Source organism: Geitlerinema calcuttense NRMC-F 0142 (assembly GCF_030285425.1).
Map to the genome: position 1 here is coordinate 1 of NZ_JASVEJ010000008.1, position 20,735 is coordinate 20,735.

General features: G+C 51.0%; 23 protein-coding genes. 6 read left to right on the forward strand and 17 right to left on the reverse strand.

The features are described 5' to 3' along the window. Window positions 1–89: 89 nt before the first annotated feature. From QQ055_RS02110 to gpmI, 3 genes are read right to left on the reverse strand one after another with little or no spacing between them, the layout of a single operon-like run. Window positions 90–791 (reverse strand): matrixin family metalloprotease, encoded by a 702-nt coding sequence (locus QQ055_RS02110; RefSeq protein ID WP_283361918.1) that lies wholly within the window; start codon window positions 789–791, stop codon window positions 90–92. Next, window positions 769–999: a preprotein translocase subunit SecG gene (gene secG, locus QQ055_RS02115; protein ID WP_069966892.1), complete on the reverse strand. Its 231-nt coding sequence runs from the start codon at window positions 997–999 to the stop codon at window positions 769–771. Before secG ends, QQ055_RS02110 begins: the two co-directional genes overlap by 23 nt. A gap of 41 nt (window positions 1,000–1,040) precedes the next feature. Next, on the reverse strand, window positions 1,041–2,639 hold the full coding sequence (gene gpmI / locus QQ055_RS02120) for a 2,3-bisphosphoglycerate-independent phosphoglycerate mutase (protein WP_283361919.1): 1,599 nt from the start codon (window positions 2,637–2,639) through the stop codon (window positions 1,041–1,043). 245 nt (window positions 2,640–2,884) lie between these two features. Here gpmI and QQ055_RS02125 point away from each other — a divergent pair, with 245 nt between their 5' ends. Beyond that, complete coding sequence (locus QQ055_RS02125; protein WP_284476333.1) at window positions 2,885–4,072, forward strand: HhoA/HhoB/HtrA family serine endopeptidase; 1,188 nt, start codon at window positions 2,885–2,887, stop codon at window positions 4,070–4,072. Here QQ055_RS02125 and QQ055_RS02130 read toward each other — a convergent pair. The 5 genes from QQ055_RS02130 to QQ055_RS02150 all read right to left on the reverse strand — a co-directional run bounded on the left by QQ055_RS02130 (window position 4,069) and on the right by QQ055_RS02150 (window position 6,845). Further along, entirely contained in the window at window positions 4,069–4,398 is a 330-nt protein-coding gene (locus tag QQ055_RS02130; RefSeq protein WP_069966889.1) for a DUF760 domain-containing protein, read from the reverse strand. The two genes, QQ055_RS02125 and QQ055_RS02130, sit on opposite strands and share 4 nt — an antisense overlap. 101 nt (window positions 4,399–4,499) lie before the next feature. After that, window positions 4,500–5,039 (reverse strand): SMC-Scp complex subunit ScpB, encoded by a 540-nt coding sequence (scpB, locus tag QQ055_RS02135; RefSeq protein WP_284476334.1) that lies wholly within the window; start codon window positions 5,037–5,039, stop codon window positions 4,500–4,502. Window positions 5,040–5,062: 23 nt separating this feature from the next. Then, window positions 5,063–5,914, reverse strand: coding sequence for an ABC transporter ATP-binding protein (locus tag QQ055_RS02140; protein WP_284476335.1), 852 nt, complete (start codon window positions 5,912–5,914; stop codon window positions 5,063–5,065). A 44-nt stretch (window positions 5,915–5,958) separates the two neighbouring features. Then, window positions 5,959–6,246 (reverse strand): TIGR02450 family Trp-rich protein, encoded by a 288-nt coding sequence (locus QQ055_RS02145; protein WP_284476452.1) that lies wholly within the window; start codon window positions 6,244–6,246, stop codon window positions 5,959–5,961. 5 nt (window positions 6,247–6,251) lie between these two features. After that, the gene (locus tag QQ055_RS02150; protein ID WP_284476336.1) at window positions 6,252–6,845 is read right to left on the reverse strand and encodes a rhomboid family intramembrane serine protease; all 594 of its coding nucleotides are present in this window, start codon (window positions 6,843–6,845) and stop codon (window positions 6,252–6,254) included. 278 nt (window positions 6,846–7,123) lie between these two features. On the opposite strand from QQ055_RS02150, the gene QQ055_RS02155 reads away from it, so the two are divergent. Both QQ055_RS02155 and QQ055_RS02160 read left to right on the forward strand, forming a co-directional pair. After that, complete coding sequence (locus QQ055_RS02155; RefSeq protein ID WP_190566587.1) at window positions 7,124–7,294, forward strand: hypothetical protein; 171 nt, start codon at window positions 7,124–7,126, stop codon at window positions 7,292–7,294. Between the two features lie 229 nt (window positions 7,295–7,523). Further along, the gene (locus QQ055_RS02160) at window positions 7,524–8,552 is read left to right on the forward strand and encodes a helix-turn-helix domain-containing protein (protein WP_284476337.1); all 1,029 of its coding nucleotides are present in this window, start codon (window positions 7,524–7,526) and stop codon (window positions 8,550–8,552) included. Here the strand turns inward: QQ055_RS02160 and proB are convergent. From proB to QQ055_RS02195, 7 genes are all read right to left on the reverse strand, one after another. Beyond that, window positions 8,549–9,658 (reverse strand): glutamate 5-kinase, encoded by a 1,110-nt coding sequence (gene proB, locus QQ055_RS02165; RefSeq protein WP_284476453.1) that lies wholly within the window; start codon window positions 9,656–9,658, stop codon window positions 8,549–8,551. The two genes, QQ055_RS02160 and proB, sit on opposite strands and share 4 nt — an antisense overlap. Window positions 9,659–9,897: 239 nt before the next feature. Continuing rightward, a complete protein-coding gene (locus QQ055_RS02170; RefSeq protein ID WP_069966884.1) occupies window positions 9,898–10,440 on the reverse strand; it encodes a YqeG family HAD IIIA-type phosphatase in 543 nt (180 codons plus the stop codon). Window positions 10,441–10,452: 12 nt separating this feature from the next. After that, the gene (gene mltG, locus QQ055_RS02175) at window positions 10,453–11,571 is read right to left on the reverse strand and encodes an endolytic transglycosylase MltG (protein ID WP_284476338.1); all 1,119 of its coding nucleotides are present in this window, start codon (window positions 11,569–11,571) and stop codon (window positions 10,453–10,455) included. 35 nt (window positions 11,572–11,606) lie between these two features. Further along, on the reverse strand, window positions 11,607–12,155 hold the full coding sequence (locus QQ055_RS02180; protein WP_283361926.1) for a DUF3727 domain-containing protein: 549 nt from the start codon (window positions 12,153–12,155) through the stop codon (window positions 11,607–11,609). Window positions 12,156–12,890: 735 nt separating this feature from the next. Continuing rightward, complete coding sequence (gene ruvX, locus QQ055_RS02185) at window positions 12,891–13,361, reverse strand: Holliday junction resolvase RuvX (RefSeq protein ID WP_284476339.1); 471 nt, start codon at window positions 13,359–13,361, stop codon at window positions 12,891–12,893. A gap of 3 nt (window positions 13,362–13,364) precedes the next feature. Continuing rightward, window positions 13,365–14,633, reverse strand: coding sequence for a GNAT family N-acetyltransferase (locus QQ055_RS02190; protein ID WP_284476454.1), 1,269 nt, complete (start codon window positions 14,631–14,633; stop codon window positions 13,365–13,367). Window positions 14,634–14,711: 78 nt separating this feature from the next. Further along, window positions 14,712–15,881 (reverse strand): F420-0:Gamma-glutamyl ligase, encoded by a 1,170-nt coding sequence (locus tag QQ055_RS02195; protein WP_283361928.1) that lies wholly within the window; start codon window positions 15,879–15,881, stop codon window positions 14,712–14,714. Window positions 15,882–16,203: 322 nt separating this feature from the next. Here QQ055_RS02195 and cruF point away from each other — a divergent pair, with 322 nt between their 5' ends. Genes cruF through QQ055_RS02210 form a run of 3 tightly spaced genes read left to right on the forward strand, consistent with a single transcriptional unit; the run spans window position 16,204 to window position 19,136 of the window. Continuing rightward, on the forward strand, window positions 16,204–17,118 hold the full coding sequence (cruF, locus tag QQ055_RS02200; RefSeq protein WP_069966878.1) for a gamma-carotene 1'-hydroxylase CruF: 915 nt from the start codon (window positions 16,204–16,206) through the stop codon (window positions 17,116–17,118). A 14-nt stretch (window positions 17,119–17,132) separates the two neighbouring features. Beyond that, window positions 17,133–18,323, forward strand: coding sequence for a 2'-O-glycosyltransferase CruG (cruG, locus tag QQ055_RS02205; RefSeq protein ID WP_286004159.1), 1,191 nt, complete (start codon window positions 17,133–17,135; stop codon window positions 18,321–18,323). 21 nt (window positions 18,324–18,344) lie between these two features. Further along, the gene (locus QQ055_RS02210; RefSeq protein WP_284476341.1) at window positions 18,345–19,136 is read left to right on the forward strand and encodes a ZIP family metal transporter; all 792 of its coding nucleotides are present in this window, start codon (window positions 18,345–18,347) and stop codon (window positions 19,134–19,136) included. Window positions 19,137–19,179: 43 nt separating this feature from the next. Here QQ055_RS02210 and rnhA read toward each other — a convergent pair whose 3' ends face one another. Both rnhA and cysC read right to left on the reverse strand, forming a co-directional pair. After that, entirely contained in the window at window positions 19,180–20,019 is an 840-nt protein-coding gene (gene rnhA, locus QQ055_RS02215; protein ID WP_069966876.1) for a ribonuclease HI, read from the reverse strand. Between the two features lie 130 nt (window positions 20,020–20,149). After that, complete coding sequence (gene cysC / locus QQ055_RS02220) at window positions 20,150–20,728, reverse strand: adenylyl-sulfate kinase (RefSeq protein WP_286004160.1); 579 nt, start codon at window positions 20,726–20,728, stop codon at window positions 20,150–20,152. Window positions 20,729–20,735: the final 7 nt, after the last annotated feature.

Genomic DNA, 20,735 nt, shown 5'->3' on the forward strand with positions numbered 1-20,735 from the left:
CTGAGAAGTATAGGAGTAATTAGGATTCAACCCTGAATTCCTCTTCTTCCCCAACCCCCAACTCCCTAACCTCCCAACTCCCTTCTTCCTTAGCGTTGCTCCCAACCGAGGCGCGTCGGCTGTTCGTAAATGCGTTTTAGGGTATTAATATCTCTAGGGGAAATCTCTACGGGGTCTTGAACTTGCGAGAAGTACATGACATCTTCGGGGGAGGGAGAATGACCCCAGATCCCCAATGCATGACCCAATTCGTGACGAGCGGTTGCTAGGGTATAAATTGCGCTTTGATGGGGACTGAGGTAAATGTCGCAGCGATGCATCGGGGTTGCTGGCGATCGCGTATAGAATTCATAGCGGGTTTCTGCGGTTCTCGCCCGTAAAATTTCGCCTGTTGAAGAGAGTCGCAAGGGCGGACGACGAGACCAGATGCGTATATCGGCGTTTTCTGGACTGTCTACGGGGTTTAAGGGTAAATAGGGGTTCCAGTCCATTACAGCCCGTTCAACCGCCTTCTGCCAAGTCTGAGCGCGGTCTGAGGGGTCTTTGGGGACTTCAATGTAAACGGTAATGGGTAACGTTGACCACACTAAATAGCCCAGCGGGGTGGATTCGATCTCCTCGAAATAATCGCCACTGCGATCGCGCCACTGAGCCAGCGTTGGGGGTAAAGGATGAGCTTGGGGTGGAGGTAGGGCTGGGGTAGCGATCGCCAAAACTGACCCCAAAAACAGTAGGAGAATAGAAGCGATCGCCCACCGCCTCCAGGGTTTAACTCGCCAACCAACCCGCACTTAAAATCACCGTTAAGCCCATAAAGATCGCTGTTAGTACCCAAGTGGTTCGGTTGAGGGTGGTTTCTGCACTTTTGGCAGAGGTAAACAATTGGGCTTGTCCGCCAATTCCCCCAAGTCCATCGCCTTTGGGACTATGGAGCAAAACCAGCACAATTAAACCAATCGCCGATAAACCCCAAATTCCTTGTAAAACGTTATTCAGCATTGTTACAGTCTCACCGTTAACCCAAGAGCCAAATCCCTATCTTAGCGCGATAGACGCACGGGAGAGCGATTTTGCCGGACTTCGTAGGCGGGCGAACCAATCAGCGATCGCCCTGTCATTTCCGGCGGTTGAGGAAGCTTGAGAATCTCTAAAATAGTCGGTGCAATATCGGCTAGGCGTCCGTCAGATTTGAGATTGACTGAGGCCCCATGTCCAGGAATTTTTAAGCCTTCCCCTTCAACCAGGATAAAGGGAACGGGGTTAGTCGTATGCGCCGTCCAAGGATTACCTTCCGCGTCATTCATCAATTCCGCATTGCCATGATCGGCCAAAATTAAGGCAGTTCCGCCCGCTTTGAGGATGCTTTCAATCAGACGCCCCAAACACTCATCGACGGTTTCAATCGCGGTGACGGTTGCCTCTAGATTGCCGGTATGTCCCACCATATCAGGGTTGGCGTAGTTAATCACCACCAGCGAATAAACCTGTTCCGAGATGGCGGCGATCGCCACTTCTGTCACCTCAGCGGCAGACATTTCCGGGGCTTTGTCGTAGGTGGCTACCATTGGACTGGGAATCAGGTGGCGATCCTCGCCTTCAAAGGGTTCTTCTAAACCGCCATTGAAAAAGTAGGTGACGTGGGCGTACTTTTCGGTTTCAGCGGTGCGAAACTGGCGCAAACCGCGCTGGGCGAGGACTTCCCCTAGGATATTACTGAGGTTTTGCGGTTCAAAAGCGACCAATACGGGTAAGGTGGAGTCGTATTGGGTGAAGGTGACAAAGCTGAGGGGTTGAATTTGCGATCGCTCAAAATCCGCAAATCCTGGATCGACAAACGCTTGAGTCAGTTGTCGCGCCCGATCCGGACGAAAGTTAAAAAAGATGACGCCATCATTGGGTTCAATCGCCCCTTGAGCAATTCGCACGGGAACCACAAATTCATCGGTGACGCCTTCAGCATAGGAGGCTTCCATCACCTCTGTCGGGGTGCGTCCGTCGCCGCTTCCGGTTTGAGTCATCACCTCGTAGGCTTGTCTGACCCGATCCCAGCGGCGATCGCGATCCATTGCATAATAGCGACCGCTGATGGTGACAATTTGGCCGATCCCTATAAGAGCGATCGCCTCTTCAATTTTCTTCAGGCTACCAATCCCATCGGTTGGATAGGTATCGCGTCCATCCGTAATGGCATGGATGCACACCTGAGTAATATCTTGTTGTTTGGCAAAACTTAATAACCCCAGGAGATGGTCGAGATGGGAATGCACGCCTCCTTCCGAACACAAGCCCACCAAATGCAATTTGCCTCCGCTAGCGCGAACTTCTTGGCAAACTTTCAGCAGGGCTAGGTTCTCCTGAATTGAGCCATCTTCAAACGCATCGGTAATCCGCATCAGTTCTTGCTTAACAACTCGGCCTGCCCCTAAATTCATGTGACCGACTTCCGAGTTGCCCATTTGTCCCTCTGGCAGTCCCACTGCTTTTCCAGAGGTTGAGATTAAAGTTTTGGGATACGCTGCCCACAGGCTGTTCATGACGGGTGTCTTAGCAGCAGCAATGGCATTTCCATCTGTGGCTTCGCGATAACCCCAGCCATCTAAAATGACTAGCACCACAGGAGAGACAGGTGCTTGTGCCATACTGATTTCACCCTTATGTCGTGTATTTTCTCCGCCAATCATACCATCGACCTATACTAACCCGTTAACAAACCTACAAATTTGTGAAAATCGGCTCAAGATAAGGTTTCCTCACAATACTGTGTTGAACTCGTTAATCAAGAGATAATGTGAAATAACTTCCTATTTTCCCGGAACGCCTGAAGGCGTACCAAACGCAACTCTATTTTGTAATGAGCGATCGAGCAAAGTTGGATCGAGGAACTATGAGCTTATCAATCAAGCAATTAATGGTTTATCTCTGTTTGCTGACCATCGGCGGTGGGGCTGGCTTGCTCGGTAGTCGATCGGGACTCTTCCCACAGCGCGATCGCTCCTCCGCTGTTCCAGGCGTGATGGAACCTCTAATTTCCCATCAAGCTGATACTCCGAGTCGAAACGCCAACTCTAACTTTATTGCCGAGGCAGTAGAACATGTGGGGCCTGCTGTGGTGCGAATCGACGCGACGCGCCGCGTCAGCGCTCAATTACCCGATGCTTTGCGATCGCCCTTACTCAGGCGCTTCTTTGGGGACGAATCCCCCGTACCCAGAGAGCGGGTGGAACGCGGAACCGGATCGGGTTTAATTTTGAGCAACACTGGAGAAATTATAACGAACGCGCACGTCGTTGATGGGGCAGATTTTGTGGATGTGACGCTCAAAGATGGGCGAACTTTTGAAGGTCGAGTCATTGGTACCGACCCCGTTACAGATATTGCCGCGATTAAAATTAATGCTCAAGAGTTGCCAACCGTTCGGTTAGGAAGCTCTAACAATCTTGCGCCCGGACAATGGGCGATCGCGATCGGCAATCCTTTAGGTTTAGATAATACAGTCACGGCGGGCATCATTAGCGCCATCGGGCGATCGAGTTCCCAAGTGGGCGTTCCTGATAAGCGAGTGCGCTTCATTCAAACCGATGCCGCGATTAATCCGGGCAACTCTGGCGGCCCCTTGCTCAACGATCGCGGCGAAGTCATCGGGATCAATACCGCGATCCGGGCAGATGCTCAAGGTTTAGGCTTCGCGATCCCGATTGAAACCGCCCAACGCATTGTCAGTCAACTGTTTTCCAAGGGACAAGTAGAACATCCCTTCCTTGGCATTCAAATGATTGAGCTGACTCCCTCCATGCGCCGACAAGTGAATCAAGAAGGGGACTTTAACTTTCCCATCGTCGCCGAACGCGGCGTCTTAATTGTGAGCGTCTTAGACAATTCCCCAGCCGCCCGCAGCGGACTCAACCCTGGCGATGTCATCCAAAGCATTGATGGGACTCCCGTCAAAGAAGCCATTGAAGTCCAAGAAATTGTTGAGGCGAGTTCGGTCGGATCGTTGCTCAACGTTGAGGTCGATCGTAATGGACAACGAATGAGCATCCCAGTCCGCCCAGGACCTTTACCCAGAAATTAAAGGGAAGGGCCGTCTAAACGTTCTTCTAACTCCATACGCTGTTCCATGCGGCGCAAAAAATATCCCGTCATCATGGCTGAAGCCAGCAAGCCTGCTAAATTCTCGCGATCTGTCACAATTTGCACATTGAAATGATCGGATGGCAACATCCCCACCAGTCCGTGAACGTTCTGGGAAATAATTTGTTTGATTTCTGGACTCGCCGAACGAGCCACCCGCGCTAGCAGTTCGGGACTTTGGTGTTTCAGGTATGTCAGCAACTGATTGACTTGCTCTTCACCTTCATTGGCACCGAAAAAATCTGTGCTGTCCGGAGGAAAAACCATGAGAAATCTCAGTCTGTATGAGTCTACATCCTCCATTGTGACATTTGTTTTCTTCCCTGTACTGGCCTAAGCGCTGAATTCCCCCGAAGGGAAGGACATTTCTAAGCTGAATCTGCTGAGAGATCTGGATCTCCCACCTCTGTAACAGCAGGCGAAGCGATCGCTCGCTTTAGGGGGTGAGGGAGTTGATCGAGTTGAAAATATTGATGAAACTTGTCGGTGACATGCAACCAGTAGGAACGCCCATCGGCTTGTCGTCGCCGCCGCACAAAGCCTAACTGCACCAATTCGCCGACATGTTGGTAGGCTCCGCTTCCCCGGAGGTTGACTAACTCGGTTTGGCTGATCGAACCGCTCAGAGCGATCGCCGCCAGCGTCCGCAGCGCCCCAACTCCTAACTCAGCCGGAACCAAATTATAAATCAACTCTTGATAAGAGTCGCGCAGTTGCAAGCTATAGCCTTGAGGCGTTTCCAGCACTTCCAAGGCGCTATCGCGATGGGCATAGTCCGCCATCAATTCGATTAAGGCATCCTCCACCGCTTCGCGATCGCACTGGGCAAACTCTGCAAGTTCCCCCGTCGAAAGCGGCTGACCTTTTAAATACAAAATTGCTTCAATTGTTGTTGCTAACCGAGACATAACGATCCAAGTCTCACTTTTGATTAATCCAGTTGGCGTCCTGTGAGTTCCACAAAAATATCTTCTAGGTTAGAAGGACGTACCATCAGCCCCGTCTTGTCGGGTTGGGCTTCTAAATAGGTATTGGCTTCTGTCAGCGTTGGGAAAAATAGATACTCCCAGCGATCCCCCACCTGTTTCATCACCAGACCTTCCCCATGTTTTTGCCGAAACTGGGAAAGGGTGCCAAGTTCAATGAGTTTACCACCATCCACGATCCCAATGCGATCGCACAAAAATTCCACCTCATCCATGTAATGGGTGGTTAACAGCATCGTCATCCCCTGTTTATTGAGATCGAGAATAATTTCCCATAGGCGGCGGCGCGTTTGCGGATCGAGTCCCACCGTAGGCTCATCTAAAAATAAAATTTGCGGTTGGTGCAACAGCGCCCTGGCAATTTGCAAGCGCCGCTTCATTCCGCCTGAAAGCGTTTTTACCAGGGAATCTTGACGATCGACCAACTCTACATACTCTAGCCATTGCTGAATTTGCGATCGCCGTTGAGAGCGGGAAAGATGGTGCAGGCGGGCATGGAATTCCATATTCTCCCAAACCGTTAAATCCATATCCACGCTGGTTTGCTGCAACACCACCCCAATGTGTTGCTTCACCCGATGGGCTTCGCGGACGACATCATACCCCGCTACTGTAATTTTGCCTTGGCTAGGGCGAGTCAAGGTAGTCAGCATCCGAATTGTCGTAGATTTGCCCGCCCCATTGGGCCCCAATAAGCCAAACATCTCTCCAGAGGCAATCTCAAAGGAGAGATGATTCACAACTGGCACCTGATTAAACGATTTACAAACGTCTTCTAAAACAACAGCGGCACCCATAAACACGATTTCACATCATTTTTAACCGATGTTAGCATTTTGGCCTATCGCCATTCGCTGTCCGCGAGGGCTTGTTGCACGAGGGTTTTCGTGTCGAGGGTTTCCATTTCCTCCAAGGTTTGCCAACCCGGTACCCAGAGGGATCGATCCTGAAGCTGTTGAGCATTCATCCAGAAACGCACCTGGGGATCGCACGAGGCTTGCATCTCTGCAAAGACCCATCTGCCTTCGTTTTTGCGATTTTTAACCTGAAAATGCCGCCAGCCCCAAGTCTTTTGTTGGGCAGTCCATTTAGAACCCACCAAATAGGGGAATTTTTGTTTCTTTGCCATCATCTTTAAAGCGTCTTAGATTTAGCGCGATCGCTCAATAGGTAAGCCGCTACGCCTCCGCCAATAAAACCAAACAGGTGGCCTTCCCAAGAAATCCCCGGAACCGTGGGTAAAACGCCCCACAGCAGGCTGCCATAGAAAAAGCCAACGACCACAGATAAAAATATCGTGACAAAACTGCGCTCAAAATAACCCCGCAACAGGAGAAAGCCCAAGTAACCAAAGATGACGCCACTCGCGCCAATGTGAAAACCGGACGAACCGAACAACCAGACGCCTAAGCCGCTAATCAGCAAGGTAATGGCACTGACAATGAAAAAATCGCGGGTTTCTTTGAGCATCACTAGCCAACCTAATGTCAGGAACGGCAGGGTATTGGCGATTAGGTGATTGAAACTTCCGTGTAAAAATGGAGCCAACAAAATCCCGCGCAACCCGATGGGGTGGCGGGGTAAAATACCGAAAGTGTCGAGCTGCCCTTGAAAAACCATAACGTCAACAATTTCTACGATCCAGAAGATTGCGACCAAGGTTCCGAGGATAAGCGCTTGGCTTTTCAGTTCTTTGGCGATCGCATTAGTCTCATCTTGGCGATCCATTCATCCACCTCAAGCTAGATTAGGAGCTGATTCATGCTCTTTTCAGATTAGCAACTCGACCGACCCATCGACGAGGGTTAGAATGAAACGCATTCCGTCGATTCGCGCCCCCATTATCCGTAAAACTACTGCCTGCTCTGTGCCCCGCCTGAAAGATTCAGTAATCTTCTCTAGAGAATCTAAGCGGAATCTTTGGCACAGTTTTAGTAGTAGACAAAAGCGTCCAGCACTCCGATACTTCCTTCTGCGTCGCAACGGTTCTAGGTAATTTGATTTTTATGAACAAGATGTTTCGCTTCCCCCTGTGGTCCTACCTCAACCAACCGCTGTTTAGCTCTTCTTACAAAGCCGTTTTAAATCCACGTCGGTTTTGGTATATCTATCAAATCTATTGGCTAGAGCGCTGCTGGACGATGGACGGGAAACCGGAAGAGCATCCCCGCAGCTAGCGCCTTCTCCTGGGTTGGGGAGTTGAATTGCGCTTTTGAGATTCCGGAATGAAGATTCCTCTAGTGAAAAGGGAATTCAGACAGCACCGTTTTTCCGTTCGCTCGTTGTTCGCGCTCAATAAGATTTAGCCGCTTGTAGGTTAAAGTTGCACCTTCTAGCGATCCATTGCGAGTAGGGCTTTTTTTGAGGACGGCTGTGTTTTAACTTTTCGAGGAGAGAATCGAAATCATGGTATCAAACTCTGCGTCCTATTTGAATGTTGCCAAAGGCGCAACTTTAGAAACGCTATCCGCAGAAGTTTCCGCTGGGGCTGATTCGCCCGATCTCCTAGCTTTGTTGGGGCAAGTTGAAAGTCAACTCTATCACTCCGAAGTGTATCGCCGTTGTCTGAAGAGTTTGCGCGGAATGCTAGGAGAAACGGCAAGCAATGCTCAAATGCTATTTAAAGCCATTGGTCGAGAAGCGATTCGACTAGCTCTACAGGAATTTAGCCAACATTATGCCAACGCTGAGTCTCCTCAACCGGCGATCGCCGATCGACCTGCCCCTCCGCCCACTTGGGTTGCCATTGAGGAGGAGCCTTCTACAGCCGTCGTTGCCCCTCAAACTACTAGGGTTGTGCCTTCCACAATGCCTGATATTTTGGGTTCAAAACCGCAAAAACGCCTTTCAAAAACCGAACTTGCCGTCCAACAAGCAGAGCAGGAACGTCAAGAATGCTTGCGCTCAATTGGCGAACAATTGCGAAAAGCCCGTCAAGCGCGATCGCTCTCTTTAGCCCAACTCCATTCTCAAACGCTTATTCCCCCTCACCAGCTTGAAGCGCTGGAATTAGGACGCGTCGAGCAGTTACCCGAAGATGTATACGTGCGCGGATTTATTCGCCGTATTTCAGCAGTTTTAGGCGTTGATGGACAGCGGTTGCTAGCCGATTTACCGGCACCCGATCCGGTGAGATCGGCGATCCCATCGTGGTATCATCCGCCAACGACGCATCAGTCGGGGTTCTACTTGAATACGGTTCATCTCTACCTGGGTTATTCGGCGTTAATTGCTGGGGCTGTGGGAGGGCTGGCTTGGCTGTCGAACCAAACCGCGCCCGATGTGGGTTACGAAGCCGAACCGATCGTCCCCACAGAAACTGCGAACCCGACTAGTCAACGCGATAGCGGTAGCAAGCCCGGTTTAAGAGCGAGTCAGTCGGGTGGAATTGCCGGTTCCGATCTGGCTCCACCGGAAATGCTACCGTCTTTTTAGCTCACGACTAAGTTATCGCGGTGAATCACCGTTTCTGCGCCTTCATAGCCAAGAATTGCGGGAATTTCATCGGAGTGATGGCCGCGAATCTGCTTGAGTTCGGTGCTGCTATAGTTGACAAGGCCTCTGGCAATTTCTTTGCCAAGCGGATCGCAAAGCTGAACGGCGTCAGAGGGTTGAAACTCGCCACTCACTTGGAGAATTCCCGCTGCTAATAGGGATTTACCGGCTTGACAGATGGCCTTTACGGCTCCAGCATCTAGGACTAATTTGCCCGCCGGAATCAGACCGTTGGCGATCCAGCGCTTGCGAGCGTTCATGGGGCGCGGTTGGGCTTCAAATTGGGTGCCGAGGGGTTCGCCTTGGAGAATTTTGAGGATATTTTCTGGGCGCTTACCTTCGGCGATCGCAGTCCTAACGCCAGCGCTGGTGGCAATGCGGGCGGCGGTGATTTTGGTCGTCATGCCTCCGGTTCCCCATTGAGAACCGCGATCGCCGGTTTGGACTTGGAGTTGTTCGAGTTGCTCGATGTTATTCACTAAGCCGATCGGTTGAGCGTCGGGGAATTGGCGCGGATCGGCGGAGTACAGGCGATCGACATCGGTGAGTAAAAACAGCCAGTCTGCCTCAATTAAGCTGGCTACCAAAGCGCTGAGGGTGTCGTTATCGCCAAATTTGAGTTCGTCAGTGGCAACGGTATCGTTTTCGTTAACGATGGGAATGACGCCGAGGTTGAACAGTTCGGTGAAGGTGCGGTAGGCGTTGAGATAGCGAGATCGCTCCATGAGATCGGCCCGCGTTAGCAACACTTGAGCAATGGGTTGTTGCAGCGAGGTAAATAGGTCATCGTATACGCGCATCAGCCGTCCTTGACCGACGGCGGCGATCGCCTGTTTGCGAGACATGGTGCGGGGGCGTTCGACTAAACCTAAACGGGCGCATCCCACCCCAACGGCACCGGAGGATACTAAGACGACGGCGTGTCCTTGGCGTTGGAGTTGGCTGAGGACTTCAACTAAGCTGGCGAGCGTCGCTAAGGCCAAGCTGCCCGTTTCTGGACGCGTGAGGCTGGAAGTCCCAATTTTGACAACAAGGGTTTGAGGCATTGCAAGGCGTTCGGGAAGTGAAATAAGATTAAAGGTTGCCATCTCAATTGAACTTCCCTTAATTGTAAAGCGCCAGCCCTTCTATCGATTGAGGGCTGACGCTTCACTTAGATATTTATGAGGTTTTATTTTTAGGGTCTTTATGTTCGCTGACCCCATTTGATCTATTTCTATTTTGCCCCCGAATTGAGGTTTTCCCGGATCTCGTAATGTTTTCTTTATGTTTCCAAAGCTCAGGATTATTCACGATTTGTAAAGATTTGTTCTTTTGGGGTCAGGGAGGCTCCTAACGCTTGAGAAATCATGACTTCCAAGGATCTCAGGGGACTAGAACTCGCCGCCGCGCCCGGATTAACCATCGGTTCGACCAGAATGGTAAACAAACCTAAGCGATTTCCGGCCAGCACGTCAGTAAATAGGCGATCGCCAACCATCGCAATTTGTTGGGGGGGCAAATCCATTCCCTGAGCGGCTTGTCGGAGCTTGCGCCGCGAGGGTTTGCCCGCCCCCATAATGTAAGGTAAATCTAAAGCCTCAGCAATTCCCCGAATCCGAGGCTGGTTGATATTATTACTGACCAGCCACAGCTTGGCGACGGAACGAATGTTTTTAATCCACTCCTGCAACTCGCTAGAGGCCTGAGCCGACTTAATAGGCACCAAAGTATCGTCTACATCGAGGATCAGCCCCTTGAGGTGGTAGTGTTGTAACACCTCCGGGGTCAGATACAAAATGGGCTTCCCTAGCACTAAATCGGGTTGTAGGTGACGATTCCAAGTCATGGTGTTGAATGTTTACTCCGTGGTCAACTCATTACCCGCTTGAGGTTGACGATTGCTTAACTCTCGTTCAACTTGCGCGATCGCGCGGTTATGTTCCTCCAGGGTACGACTAAAAATATGCGTCCCATCATAGCGAGCCATAAAAAATAAATAGTCCGTTGCTGCCGGATTTAACGTGGCCTCTAAACTTGCCACTCCCGGACTTGCAATCGGCGTCGGTGGCAACCCAGCATTCAGGTAAGTATTGTACTCCGAGGGGGTCTGTACCTGGCGTAGGGTCAGCGGTTGCTCTTGAGTTTGGCGAATTCCCAAACCATACTCCACCGTCGGATCGGCTTCCAAGCGCATCCCGCGCTGGAGTCTTTGCGTAAACACGCCTGCAATCAATCCCCGTTCTTCGGCAACCACAGACTCTTTTTCCACAATACTGCCCAACGTTACCCACTCCAGCAACGACAAATTCGTCTGTCCTTGTCTCTGTTCGTAAACGGGTAAAGCCACCTGCTCAAACTGATACAGCATTTGCCGAATCACCAACTCCGGTGTCAGCACGCCATCCGCTAACTGATAGGTATCGGGATACAAAAAACCTTCTAAATGGGGTAAGTTCGGCGGCAGCCATACAAAGTCGTCATCGGGGATCTGTCGAGTTGCGGCTAAAAACGCCTCAGCACTGAAAAATCCCCGCGCCTCAAAATACTCCGCCATTTGCTTGAGCGACCATCCTTCCGGGATGGTGTAACTCAACTGCACAACCTCACCGGCCCAAATTTTTGAGGCAATTTCCGACAGAGATTCCGCTTGAGATAAAGCGTAAGTCCCGGCTTGGAACTCGCCCCGCGTTTCGGGAGCCATTCTAGCTCTTAAGCGCAACCACCGCGCCCATAAATTCCAAGCCGACGCCGAACGAATCACACCAATCGCCTCTAAATCCCTGCCAATTTGCTCAATGGAAGTCCCTAGGGGAATTTGAACTTGAATGGTTGCCTCTTCCAGATTGCTACCTGGGAGTTGTACCGGAGCTTTTGCCCAACTCCACCAAGACCAGCCTTGCCAGCCTACAATCCCTAAAACGGCAGGGAAAAAAATGAGATAAAACGACCATTTAGAAAGGCGACTTGCAACTGTCATTGAACTCAACTCGCGTGACAACTTCCACAGCAGGGTTATTCTAGAGCTTCAAACAACTGATCTTCGATCTGAGGGAGCAAGGGTTCAAGGCGCTGCAACTCCTCTACCGAGAGCAATTCTGGTTCTCCATCTTCATTCATCCGGGCCAAAATGAACATTGGATCGAGCGGTGCAAAAATTTCGTACTCCTGCCGATCGTAGTAGAAGCTGGCCAGAGACTGAAATTCTTCCTCGTCCTCGTTGTCGATTTCCTCTTCTTCTTCTTCTTCTAGGTCGAGATCCGGAATTTCGCCCACCACTGTGAGGGTGACTGCCGTGCGCTTCAGCGTCAGATTCTGTTCTGCTAAAACGGCTTTAGCCAGATCGAACAATCGATCGATTTCTTCGTCAGAATCCACAGGAGTCGGGGCTTCGCGGTCTTCAAGCCATGCAAAGATTTCTACAGGCGTATCCACAGGTAACAACAAGGCATAATCCTGGTTATCCACTTCTAGGCTGTGTTCGACATAGCAGACCAACTGGCGTCCAGCTTCGTCAATCACTGTCACAGTTGGGGTATCTACATCGAGATTATCGTCATCCATCGGGCGAGGTCTCCTTTGTCATGAGCGAGGCTTGCTAGACAGCAAGCTGCAAATTTTGTCATCTTCAAGAGTATCGCTTTGGGAGTTCCCTAGCCCTTATTGAACAGATGCAGGGTAGGGAGCTTTTACTGCGAAATCGGAATGTGTAGGCGATCTTCCTGGCGGCTTTGGGTGCTGACCTGACCCGATTTGATGCCTCATTTGTGGGTGGTCTAGGTCACAAGAGCGATCGCGCAGCCCGTGCGTTCTCAATTAAGCATCCAACAAACCCATCAAAAAATACCGACCTACTCCATAGAAGTTTTCCCCCGCTACCCCCGTAGAACAGACGGCGTTCAACTGTTTGAGCGAGAATTCTCTAAGTTTCGATTCTCACGGGTTCTCACTTGCTGATGTTGCTTGCACTGTTGCCCGCACCTTTAAAGATGGGGTAGTTTAAGCTCAAGCAACCGAGAGTGATTCGGTGTCCTGATTTTATCATTTGGGCGGTCACAACCTCTCCTATAAATCCTTAATTTTCAGGTTAATTTTAGGCGGAGCGAACTCGCTCAAATCCCTTGAAGAAGCCCCTCTATCCCGCATGAATTCTTTGATTACAGTATGAGGTTCGAGAGATTCTTCTGTGAACCCTCAACAGGTGACAGAATTTTTTTAGAAGGCAGTAAAATGCTGAATCCCTAGAGAAAATCGAGAGCGCTGATTTCAAATTTTGAGTCGCCTCAGTTTGTATTGAACTTAAAACTCCTCGTTTGTAACTATCTCTAATGGCGGATTTTTTGGAGAAGTTCTGCGCCGTTCGTCTAGCCATTGCTGCAAGATCAAAGCAGCCGCTTTGCGATCGATTAACGCTTTATGGCGGGAGGGAGAAAGCTTTTGGGTGATGAGCAACTGTTCGGCTTCTACTGAAGTCAGGCGCTCGTCAATATACTCTACAGGCAGTTGTAAGGCTCGTTCTAGGCGAGCAGCATATTTTTGGACGCGCTTTGCCTGATAGCCGAGGGTTCCTTGCAGCGTGTAGGGGAGACCAACGACTAGGACTTCAACGTGTCGCTCTTGGATAAGCTGGCGCAAAGCGGCAATATCTTGCTCAAACGAAGTTCGCACCAAGGTGGTTAACCCTGTGGCAATCAGTCCGGTGCCGTCACATCCCGCAACACCGATGCGTTTTTGACCAATATCCAAACCCAGGGCAGAAATGCGACTCACACCTTATCCCTCATCTGGGCGAACGCTACGAGGGGGCGGTGGGGTGGGATCGTTTTTGGCAGGGGGAGTGGCAGGACTTGCGCCATTATTGGGTAAATGGGTGGATTCAGCGGCGGCTGGGGGAGTGTTTAATAAATCGGGGTTGGTTTCTGCGGGCAACGGTTGCAGGGACATCCGACCTGGAACGGGCTTGCGGGTGGGTTGCAAGCTTTGCAGGACATCAGAAAGCTGCAATCCTTCTAAGGAAACGGGTTTCGATTCTCGCAGTTTGTGCCAAACTGAGCGCGACATCATCATGGTGTGCTGAACCCGCGTTGCGCCGAGACGCTCTAGATATTCTTCGCGTTCGGGTTGGTAGTCAGCCGAGGGGATCAATAGAGATTGTTCGGGAAAATCTTGGACGATGCGGGCCATTTGCGACAAGATTTCGGGGTACAGCCAAGTGTAGGCGGGGTGGACGGTGAGCTGGGCAACATAGGGCGCAGAACCGTCTTTGTGAATTCTGACTTGGAAGTAGCCGATCGCAGCTTTGCGGACTTGTTCAAAGACGTAGCCGCTGACGACTTCTGTACGAGAGAGCCATTGCTGCATTCCCTGAATGAGCGATCCAAGGAGGCTGGTTTTAAAGTCGTCAATATGGCGATCGTAGACTTGGCGCACGAGAGGCGGCATGGCGACGGTATCGAGTTGGTAGAGCAACTGGGCGTCGGCATTGCTGACGGGCAGAAGATTGGGTAAGTCTGGCTCGCGTTCGGCCAGTTGTTGCAAGAGGGCAGCGTCAACGGCCCAGTAGGTTTGCTGGGCGAGGGGCTGAAACCCGTTTTGGCGATAGAGCGCGATCGCATCTTTTTCGTTCACGTCCACTTCTAACAGCCAGGTACGGGCCTCGCGGACGGCTTGCAAGCAGTGGCGGACAAGCTGCGAACCAATCCCTTGACGCGAAGCCGCCGAGTTAACCGCAACCCGATGCACGCGCCAAGTGCTGCGCGTGCGGTTAAACGGGGAAATTTGAATCATGCCGACGACTTGGTTTTCCTGTTCGGCAACCTGAGCGTAAAATTGATATTGAAAGGGGTTGGGAAACCAGCTTAAGAGTTTAAATAAACCGTACCAACGGCGAATTTGCTGGACTTTCCCTTCCGAGTTCGGCGTACTCAAAGCTGTGGGGGAGGTAGACTCTTCCCCTAAGAGCAATTGTTCAATCGCATCTAAGTCGCGGTATTGAAAAAAGCGAATCTCTGCTTTGGTATTTTGCGGCAGGACGGGAGTCATGTTGGGTAGGGGCACAGGTTTTGCCTCTCATTACAGCCAAGGGCGCAATCTAAGTAAGACTGCTAAGAGCTAGCCTAACTAATTTTTTGGGGTTCTAATCAACACGACCGGGGTTTGCTCGTCGGCGTTGCCTGCGGGATTGCTAATTAGAGCTTGTTCCAAAATGTTAGAACTCAGATCGCGGGTTGCTGCCAATATCTTAACTGCTTTCAAGTCGTTCACGTCTACAATGGCCGCCGAGAGTCCGGTTTCTTTTTGGATGCGGTTAACGACGGCTTGCGGGTTTTCCGGGCCGTAGACGATGAATTGATCGTAAGGGGGTAAGCTGCCGGTTACGTCATCAATTAACCGCGCTTGTTCGCCCGCGAGTTGATAAAAGACGCCTGGTTTGCGAAGAATGGCTTTGGCGATCGCGCCAACGATAAAGGCGAATAGTACGCGCCCTGCACCTTCTACTTCTACCAAGGATTGCATCCCGCAGGCGGTGGCTAAACTGGAGGTGGGTAAAAAGTAGTAACAAATCCGTTTAGCGACCCATCCCGGTTTCAGGGTACTGGGATGGCGCATTCGACCTTGCATAATAGCGATCGGGGTTTCGCCAATGGTGACAATATCGCCCGGTTTGGCGTGGGGAAGAACGTAGCGTTTCACCATCTCCACCGGATCGTCGAGGTTTGTCAGCAGGTGGGTGCGGATGGGAAATACATCTCCGACGCTCGTTTGCCGTCCTTTGGGGAGAATCTGCGGATCGGGATATTGCAAGGGATAAATAATATGACCCGTTTTAGGAATTCTGCCTTCTGGGCCGTAGGTGAGGTAATGAACTTGTATCCAAGCGGTTTGTAACTGGCTCAAGTCTGGCCCGGTAATCTCAATGGCGACTTTGAGACGGGTGGTTTTGCCAACTTTGACAATATAGCCAAACCAGTAGCCATCGGCACGGGCAGGGGCATCTGGGTGTAGGGGGGTGACGTGGATGTGCGATCGCACTTCATCAAGCGGCCCGGATGAGAGTAACTTCACTTCGGCCGCGAGTTCCGGCACCATAATTTCTAAACGCCGCGTGCGGTTAATTAATTCCAACTCGCCGATCAACCGATAGCGGTTGGTCTGTTGAATATCCCACGTCCATTCACCGGGCGTCAGTTCTAGCTGGTTGCCGGGACGCTGGCGAAATTGCCACTCAAACAACACCACGAGGAGGGCGATCGCGCCCAAAAAGACCCCTAGGAGGATTGGCCAACCCATAATTGATATCTTCTCCTGTACTCTCAGACCTGATTTATATCAGAGTTTGGTTCAAAAAACTTCCGGCCTTTTCCGGCAACTCTGGGGAAAACTTCTCGCCTTACCTCTTTACAGTGCTTAATATTTTGTAAAATAATGATTCAAACTGTGCCGCGTAACTTTACCCAGAACCCGGAAAATTTTGGGTGAAAAATAGCTTCTAAGCCTCACGGCATTTAGACTTAGACAAACTTAGCTCGCTGGCAACCCCTAAGCAGTTTGGCAAATCTTTGTAAACTGTTAGGAAACGCCTAGCCGGAATGACCGCGAATTGAGGAGTTTTATGAAACAAGTATTGCTAGCAGAGCGCTTCTGCTTAATCGGTCACATTGTTGCCCTCGTGTTTGGTTTGGTGGGCTTGTTAGTCATCCTGCCCAACACAGAACTGATTATGAACTTACCTCCCATCGGACAAACCGCCATGCAGTGGAGCATGGCAGGTGGGGGAGTCGCGTACATCATCCTGGGTGCGATCGCCGTAGCCCTGTACGCTTACCGCATCCTCGGACTTGGCCCGTGGCTGGCGTTTATGGTGCCTTCGGTTGCCATTTCCCTAAGTAGCGAACTGCTCGGTACTAGCACCGGATTTCCCTTCGGTCATTATCAATACCTCAGCGGCTTGGGGTATAAAGTCGCGGGTTTAGTTCCCTTCACCATTCCCCTATCCTGGTTTTACCTGGGCTTAGTCTCTTATTTAATTGCCCGTTCTGGGTTAGAAGCCCGTAAAGCACCCCGCTGGCTGGCTTTCCCGGCAGCGATCGCCCTGGGTGCTTTGTTGCTCACCTCCTGGGATTTCGTCCTCGATCCAGCAATGAGCCAAACCATGACCCCCTTCTGGACGTGGAAGCAACCCGGCGCATTCTTCGGGATGCCCTACCAGAACTTTGCGGGCTGGATGGGAACCGGAGTCATCTTTATGAGCGTGGCAACCCTATTGTGGAAAAAAACCGAATTGGGCTTAACGCGATCGCAACTCAACTTCGCCTTAGTCGTGTACTTAAGTAACTTTGCCTTTGGCGGCATTATGAGTTTAGCGGCCGGCTTTTGGGTTCCAGTGGGCTTAGGCGTCCTAGTCGGCGTCGTTCCAGCAGTCGCGCTTTGGTGGGCAGCCAAACCCAGCTTAGGCGAAGGCAATACCGTTTTACGCGCCAACCAACGGGAAGTCACCCCCGCTCCTCTCAAAGTGGCCGCCAAGTAGTGAGTGCATCCGTCGTGATAGACCGACCAACCATCCAGGGGGCGTGCGAGCTGCTGTTACTCCTCATTCAACTTCCCGCGATCGCGCTGCTGCTGTCTCGCTTGCTCAAAGGCCCCACTCGCTATCCGCCCATTCAACCGCGCCCATCCCAACCCCAAGATATCGGAACCGTTAGCGCCGTCGTTCCCACCCTTAACGAGGCTCAACGGATTTCTCCCTTGCTGGTGGGGTTAAGTCGGCAAAGTTACGAGTTGCGAGAAGCGATCGTTGTCGATAGCCACTCCCAAGACGGTACCCCAGAACTAGTTAAAGCTGCCGGAGAGCAAGATCCTCGGTTTCGGCTCATTCAAGATGACCCCCTGCCCCCAGGCTGGGTGGGGCGTCCGTGGGCCTTGCATACGGGTTATCTGGCGAGCAACCCAAAAAGCGAATGGATTTTAGGGTTAGATGCCGATACTCAACCGCATCCCGGTTTAGTGGCGGGCTTGCTAGAGGTGGCTCAAGCCCAGGGATACGATCTGGTTTCCCTGTCTCCTCGGTTTATTTTGAAATACCCTGGGGAACTTTTATTACAGCCAGCGTTATTAATGACGTTGGTGTATCGCTTTGGCCCAACCGGAACCCCTGAAACGCCCGAACGAGTGATGGCGAACGGTCAGTGCTTTTTGTGCCGTCGGTCCGTTTTGGAAGCATTGGGCGGTTGTGCGATCGCCCGTTCCTCCTTTTGCGATGATGTCACCCTCGCCCGGTACGCGGCGCAACAGGGTTACAAGGTCGGCTTTCTGGATGGTTCTCAGGTTTTAAAAGTCCGGATGTATGATGGCGCTTGGGATACCTGGCAAGGCTGGGGGCGATCGCTCGATCTCAAAGACGCTTCGAGTCGTCCCCAGCTCTGGCAAGATTTAGCCTTTCTGTTCGCCGTTCAGGGTTTGCCCCTACCCATGATGGCTTTGCTCCTGTTCTGGCAACTGGGGGGAAGTGCTAGCCCCATTCTCGGCTATGCCTTGGGACTCAATGGCTTTTTAGTCTTCATTCGCTTTGCCCTAGGCGGTGCGATCGCCTCTGCTTACGATCGTCAAGACGCCCAGTATCCTTGGCTATTCTGGTTTTCCCCCCTCGCCGATCCCCTCGCATTTCTCCGCATTTGGCTATCTTCAACCCAAAGTTCCATTCAATGGCGCGGGAGGGAGTATCAAGCCCAATAAAAAGCACTCAATCGCCGCTCTATGCCTTCCTTAGATGAGATCCCCGTTTTATATCTGGGTTTATTGGGTAGTTTGCTGGCTGGTTTAGGAACCGGAGTAGGAGCATTACCCATCTTCTTTTTTAACGAGATTACCCAGCGAGTTCAAGGAATTTTGTTAGGATTTGGGGCGGGTGTGATGCTGGCAGCCACCTCTTTTTCCTTAATTGTGCCTGCAATAGAAGCTGGGGTAGAACAACAGGGAAATCGCCTATTTGCAGCTTTGGTTGTAGCGATTGGAATTTTAATCGGGGGAATTTTTCTTGGGTTAGCCCACCGCTATATGCCCCACGAGCATTTTGTTAAAGGGCCTGAAGGTGCCAGTACAACTCGTTTAAAGCGGATTTGGCTGTTTATTCTGGCCATTACTATTCACAACTTCCCGGAAGGTTTAGCGGTGGGGGTTGGATTTGGTGGCGAACAAATTAGTAATGGAATTGCCCTAACTCTGGGCATTGGTTTGCAAAATATTCCTGAAGGATTTGTGGTGGCGATCGCCCTAGCCACTGAAAAATACTCCCGGCGGACGGCGTTTTTAATTGCCCTCTTCACTGGATTAGTTGAACCAATGGGGGGAATTGTTGGGGCAAGTATTGTCTCAGTGGCTCAAGGCGTTTTACCGTGGGCGATGGCATTTGCTGCCGGAGCAATGCTATTTGTGATTAGCGATGAAATTATCCCAGAATCTCATCGGTTAGGTTGCGAAAAAGAAGCCACTGCTGGAGTGATGATCGGCTTCGTTATCATGATGTTTTTAGATGTGACGCTCGGTTAGCAGATTGTACGTTAAGAAGAATGACCCATGCTTTAATGACTGGCTAATCAACTCGTTCGAGTTGCCAGAGAATTTGATTTCCTTCGCGACGAACGCGGGAAACCACCCAATTTCGCCAAACCCAGTTATCGCCGCGACTGGTGACGGCGCTGGCGTTGACATCCATTAAATCTGCAAGTTCTGAACTGGTGATTAAGTAGCCTTTGCTGGCGACTTCTTCCGCCATTTGCAGGGTTTCCATGAGGTTGCGGAGTTGAGCAACTCTCACTTCACGGGGGGGGTTATCGAGAAATTCCGCTGTCGGTGTGGCAAGTGAATCTGTCATAACAGCATCAAGTGGGACACTACTGGATTGTATCGTTTTGTTACCAGTTGGGTGAATAGAGTTTGAGCTAACTGAATCGACTGATGCAGCTTGGCGCAGGGAGGGCGTTTGGCCGCCTGCGAAGGCTCTGGCGATCGCATCGCAGCGATCGTTACAGACATCATTGGAATGACCCTGTACGTAGCACCATTGCACTTGCTGGGAGTTAAGTCGATCGAGGGTTTCCCAAAGGTCTTGATTTTGAACGGGTTTGCCTTGGGAGGTTTTCCATCCTTTTGTTTTCCAACTAGAAATCCATTGAGTAATCCCTTTTTTGACATATTCACTATCGGTGTATAGGCTGACTGCTTCAGATTGTCCTGAAGCTGCAAGTAGTTTTAAAGCAGCGATCGCCGCCTGTAACTCCATGCGATTGTTCGTCGTTTGAGCCGCGCTACCGCCCATTTCATAAACCGAACCATCGTTAAAGTTAACCACTACTCCCCAGCCACCAGGGCCAGGATTTCCGGAGCAAGCACCATCGGTATACAAGCTAGCAATTTTCCGTTCAACAAGCATGGGAACTCAAGGCAAGGAAATAAATTCCAGGCTAACACGATGCTCCGCATCCATCCTATTCTGAGGGTGGGTGAGAATGTAGTAGCTTTTGTGACATCCTTAGTAGCAATATCGATCCCCCGCTTTTTTCTTAAGGACTGTCTGAGGTGAAAAACTCAGCTTCACGAGAGGGGGGGACGCTAGCAAGATAACCGAATTCAGTGAGTTTGACAAGAATTTTTGCCACGCTTTCAGTAACCGTTTCTCGATCGGTTCGGCATTCAATTTCAGGATTGACAGGCACTTCATAGGGGTCATCAATGCCGGTAAATCCTTGAATTTCTCCGGCTCTTGCTCGTTTATACAAGCCTTTGACATCCCGCGCCTCGCAGACATCTAAAGGCGCATTGACGTAGATTTCCACAAAGTTGCCAATGCGATCGCGCACTTCATCGCGAATATTTTGATAAGGGGAAATGGCAGAAACGAGGACAATCACGCCATTACGAGAGAGTAAATGCGCTACAAAACCAATCCGCCGAATATTCTCATCGCGATCGCTCTTAGAAAACCCCAGTCCTTTAGACAAATTTTTCCGGACAATATCGCCGTCTAACACTTCGATACGATAGCCATTACGGCGCAAAACTTCAGCAACCGCTTGGCTGAGGGTTGTTTTGCCAGCGCCACTTAAACCTGTAAACCACAGCGTTACGCCAGAGGAGTGCATTCCGTTT

Coding starts and splice junctions, on each gene's coding strand:
- rnhA (WP_069966876.1), bottom strand. CDS start 20,019: ATGCTTGTTGAACGGAAAATTGCTAGCTTGTATACCGATGGTGCTTGC.
- QQ055_RS02130 (WP_069966889.1), bottom strand. CDS start 4,398: ATGGTTTTTCCTCCGGACAGCACAGATTTTTTCGGTGCCAATGAAGGT.
- QQ055_RS02170 (WP_069966884.1), bottom strand. CDS start 10,440: ATGACTTGGAATCGTCACCTACAACCCGATTTAGTGCTAGGGAAGCCC.
- proB (WP_284476453.1), bottom strand. CDS start 9,658: ATGCCTCAAACCCTTGTTGTCAAAATTGGGACTTCCAGCCTCACGCGT.
- QQ055_RS02160 (WP_284476337.1), top strand. CDS start 7,524: ATGGTATCAAACTCTGCGTCCTATTTGAATGTTGCCAAAGGCGCAACT.
- QQ055_RS02210 (WP_284476341.1), top strand. CDS start 18,345: ATGCCTTCCTTAGATGAGATCCCCGTTTTATATCTGGGTTTATTGGGT.
- QQ055_RS02180 (WP_283361926.1), bottom strand. CDS start 12,155: ATGGATGACGATAATCTCGATGTAGATACCCCAACTGTGACAGTGATT.
- scpB (WP_284476334.1), bottom strand. CDS start 5,039: ATGTCTCGGTTAGCAACAACAATTGAAGCAATTTTGTATTTAAAAGGT.
- QQ055_RS02195 (WP_283361928.1), bottom strand. CDS start 15,881: ATGGGTTGGCCAATCCTCCTAGGGGTCTTTTTGGGCGCGATCGCCCTC.
- gpmI (WP_283361919.1), bottom strand. CDS start 2,639: ATGGCACAAGCACCTGTCTCTCCTGTGGTGCTAGTCATTTTAGATGGC.
- cysC (WP_286004160.1), bottom strand. CDS start 20,728: ATGCACTCCTCTGGCGTAACGCTGTGGTTTACAGGTTTAAGTGGCGCT.
- QQ055_RS02190 (WP_284476454.1), bottom strand. CDS start 14,633: ATGACTCCCGTCCTGCCGCAAAATACCAAAGCAGAGATTCGCTTTTTT.
- cruF (WP_069966878.1), top strand. CDS start 16,204: ATGAAACAAGTATTGCTAGCAGAGCGCTTCTGCTTAATCGGTCACATT.
- QQ055_RS02155 (WP_190566587.1), top strand. CDS start 7,124: ATGAACAAGATGTTTCGCTTCCCCCTGTGGTCCTACCTCAACCAACCG.
- secG (WP_069966892.1), bottom strand. CDS start 999: ATGCTGAATAACGTTTTACAAGGAATTTGGGGTTTATCGGCGATTGGT.
- QQ055_RS02145 (WP_284476452.1), bottom strand. CDS start 6,246: ATGGCAAAGAAACAAAAATTCCCCTATTTGGTGGGTTCTAAATGGACT.
- QQ055_RS02140 (WP_284476335.1), bottom strand. CDS start 5,914: ATGGGTGCCGCTGTTGTTTTAGAAGACGTTTGTAAATCGTTTAATCAG.
- QQ055_RS02125 (WP_284476333.1), top strand. CDS start 2,885: ATGAGCTTATCAATCAAGCAATTAATGGTTTATCTCTGTTTGCTGACC.
- QQ055_RS02150 (WP_284476336.1), bottom strand. CDS start 6,845: ATGGATCGCCAAGATGAGACTAATGCGATCGCCAAAGAACTGAAAAGC.
- mltG (WP_284476338.1), bottom strand. CDS start 11,571: ATGACAGTTGCAAGTCGCCTTTCTAAATGGTCGTTTTATCTCATTTTT.